Origin of the sequence: Treponema sp., from assembly GCF_017430385.1 — a bacterium.
In the GTDB taxonomy this organism is placed as follows: Bacteria; Spirochaetota; Spirochaetia; order Treponematales; family Treponemataceae; genus Treponema_D.
On the sequence record NZ_JAFRNB010000122.1, the window covers coordinates 1 to 2,537 of the forward strand.

A 2,537-nucleotide genomic window follows, 5' to 3' on the forward strand; every position below is an offset into this window, starting at 1 on the left:
CTCACAGCGGAGCAGATTGCCACTGTTCAGAACTGGCGGTTTTAAGCTCTGCTCTCTTCTGTGGCTGAAATATGGATAACGCAATAATTTTTATGCTTATATTCTCAGGAGCGATTCTGTTTTATGCCCTACTCTTGGCTTGGACTAAAAACGTAGGACTTATCAGACGAAGCTACGCCGCAAAAATAAATGACAGAAAAAAGTATGCCGTTCAATTCGCTAAAGTTCTGGCTATGTCTGCTGTCGCTCCTGCCTTAACTGGCTTGGCTGGATTTGTAACTGAGAATGTATTGTTTTTATACTGTGTCGTCGTAATATATTAAGCCACATGAACATCGCGCCTATCTGCACAGAAGCTATGAATGAGGATGCTTTCTTCGCATAGCGGGTTGCAATGCCTCGCCACTGTTTTAATGGGACTGTAAAATAGTTTGTGTAAATGGGAAATGCTATGAACAGAAGGAGTCGATAGTAATGACCAAGAAACACGAACAAAGAAACACTGCAGTTGAGCAAATAGTTTCTCAACTGGATTTATCCGGAATGACACAAGAAGAGCTTTTCGGCCAAAATGGTCTCATAAAAGCTCTGACAAGCCGACTTTTGAATAGAGTCCTTGAAGCTGAAATGGACGCTCATTTGGGTTACAAAAAACATTCAAACGTCGGTGATAACAGTGGCAATAGCAGGAACGGTTATTCGAAAAAGACAGTTCTCACTCAGGATCAAGAAGTCGAACTCAATATTCCGAGAGACAGAAAAAGTGAATTTAATCCTGAAATTGTTCCCAAATACGCGAAAAGGCTTCCGCTGTTTAATGAGCAGATAATCTCGTTATATTCGCGGGGAATGACGACCCGCGACATTCAGGCGCATTTGAATGAAATATATGGCGTTGATATTTCTCCTGAACTCATAAGCACAGTTACAGACGCTGTTCATGAAGATGTGAGGGAATGGAGGACGCGCCCGCTCGACAGCATTTACCCAATAGTCTATCTCGATGCGCTGCGTGTCAACAGCCGACAGAACGGCAAAAATGAAAACAAAGCTCTATATTTGGCTTTGGGCATCAATATGGACGGAAAGAAAGAGGCCTTAGGCTTTTATTTGAGCCAGACAGAAGGCGCAAAGTTTTGGATGAGTGTGCTGACAGACCTGAAAAACCGCGGTGTTCAAGACATTTTAATTGCCTGCATGGATGGCCTTACGGGCTTTCCTGATGCTGTACGGGCGATTTATCCGCAAACAAAAGTTCAGCTCTGTATAGTTCACATGGTGCGCAACAGTACAAAATATGTCAGCTACAAGGATTTAAAAGCCGTTTGCAAAGACTTGAAACAAATTTACAGTGCTGTGAATGAACAAGAGGCTCTGGAAGCTCTTGATGATTTGGGCAAAAAATGGAACGCCAAGTATCCAATGATTCAGCGTTCATGGGAAACACACTGGAATGACCTTAACGAGTTCTTTGCGTATCCGCAAGAAATTCGGCGCGTAATCTATACTACGAACGCAATAGAATCATTAAATGCGTCTCTGAGGAAGGTTACGAAAAACAGAGCCGCATTTCCTGACGATGAGGCAATCATCAAAATTATGTATCTTGCGCTCAAGAAAGCGGCGAAGAAGTGGACGATGCCGATTCAAAATTGGGGACAGGCATTACATCAGTTTGCCATTCTTTTTGGGGCTGACAGAGTTGCCATATGAAAAAAAATCAATTACACAAAACTATTGACAAACCCTTGACAAACCCAACCAGCCCACTGCATCCAATCGTTTTAGCTTACTCAGACTTTCTCCCACTGCCTTTTCTAGCTCCTCAATTTTTGTTTTCGGTATCTTTCGAACATTGTTTTTTACTTTTGACCACATGGCTTCCACCGGATTCAAATCAGGACTGTAAGGCGGTAAGTATTCCAATTTTATTCCGGCACTGGCAACAATTTCCTTTACACCTGCAACTTTATGTGATGACAAGTTATCCATTATCAGAATGTCATCTTTTTTTAATGTTTTTAACAGACACTCCTTCAGCCATGTTTTGAATAATTCTCCCGTTAAAGCTCCTTCATATACAATCGCTTCCGTACTGCCATCGCTGCGCAGAGACGATAGTATGCTCAATGATTTCCATCTTGCATCAGGGACATAATCTCTTATGCGCTTGCCTTTGGAACTCCAGCCATATAAACGCACCATAGACGTTTTTATACTGCTCTCATCAAGAAATACCATTTTATTTATATCAAAACTTTGAGATTTTTTGCGCCATTCAATACGCCTTTGTTTCACATCAGCGCGGTTTTGTTCCGCCGCAAAAAGTGTTTTTTTTATATGTATGCCCTAATCTTTGCAATACTCTGTAAATTGTTGTGCAGCTTGTCGTAAAGTTTCCTTTTTCCTTTATCTCATCAAGCGTTAATGATGGGTTTATTTTTATCATTTCGGATATTTTATTAACGTCTTCTTCATTTAATTTTCGCGGTCTGCCGCTACGTGGCAAAGCTTTATAACTGCCAGTATCGCAAAAA

4 protein-coding genes and 1 pseudogene are annotated in these 2,537 nt (G+C 41.3%); 2 read left to right on the forward strand and 3 right to left on the reverse strand.

The window, feature by feature from the left end:
- Nucleotides 1-92: 92 nt before the first annotated feature.
- Nucleotides 93-323: a hypothetical protein gene (locus tag IJJ71_RS08655; protein WP_296846435.1), complete on the forward strand. Its 231-nt coding sequence runs from the start codon at nucleotides 93-95 to the stop codon at nucleotides 321-323.
- Here IJJ71_RS08655 and IJJ71_RS08660 read toward each other — a convergent pair.
- A pseudogene (locus tag IJJ71_RS08660) lies at nucleotides 316-414 on the reverse strand (IS5/IS1182 family transposase); the annotation flags it as partial. The gene IJJ71_RS08655 and the pseudogene IJJ71_RS08660 sit on opposite strands and share 8 nt — an antisense overlap.
- A 60-nt stretch (nucleotides 415-474) precedes the next feature.
- On the opposite strand from IJJ71_RS08660, the gene IJJ71_RS08665 reads away from it, so the two are divergent.
- Entirely contained in the window at nucleotides 475-1,713 is a 1,239-nt protein-coding gene (locus IJJ71_RS08665) for an IS256 family transposase (RefSeq protein WP_296846432.1), read from the forward strand.
- 21 nt (nucleotides 1,714-1,734) lie between these two features.
- Here IJJ71_RS08665 and IJJ71_RS08670 read toward each other — a convergent pair whose 3' ends face one another.
- Both IJJ71_RS08670 and IJJ71_RS08675 read right to left on the reverse strand, forming a co-directional pair.
- Nucleotides 1,735-2,298 carry an IS630 family transposase gene (locus IJJ71_RS08670; RefSeq protein ID WP_296846433.1) on the reverse strand — a complete coding sequence of 188 codons (564 nt, stop codon included), beginning with the start codon at nucleotides 2,296-2,298 and terminating at the stop codon, nucleotides 1,735-1,737.
- 1 nt (nucleotide 2,299) lies between these two features.
- Nucleotides 2,300-2,537 (reverse strand): helix-turn-helix domain-containing protein (locus tag IJJ71_RS08675; protein WP_296846434.1); only part of this gene is annotated, 238 nt, incomplete at its 5' end.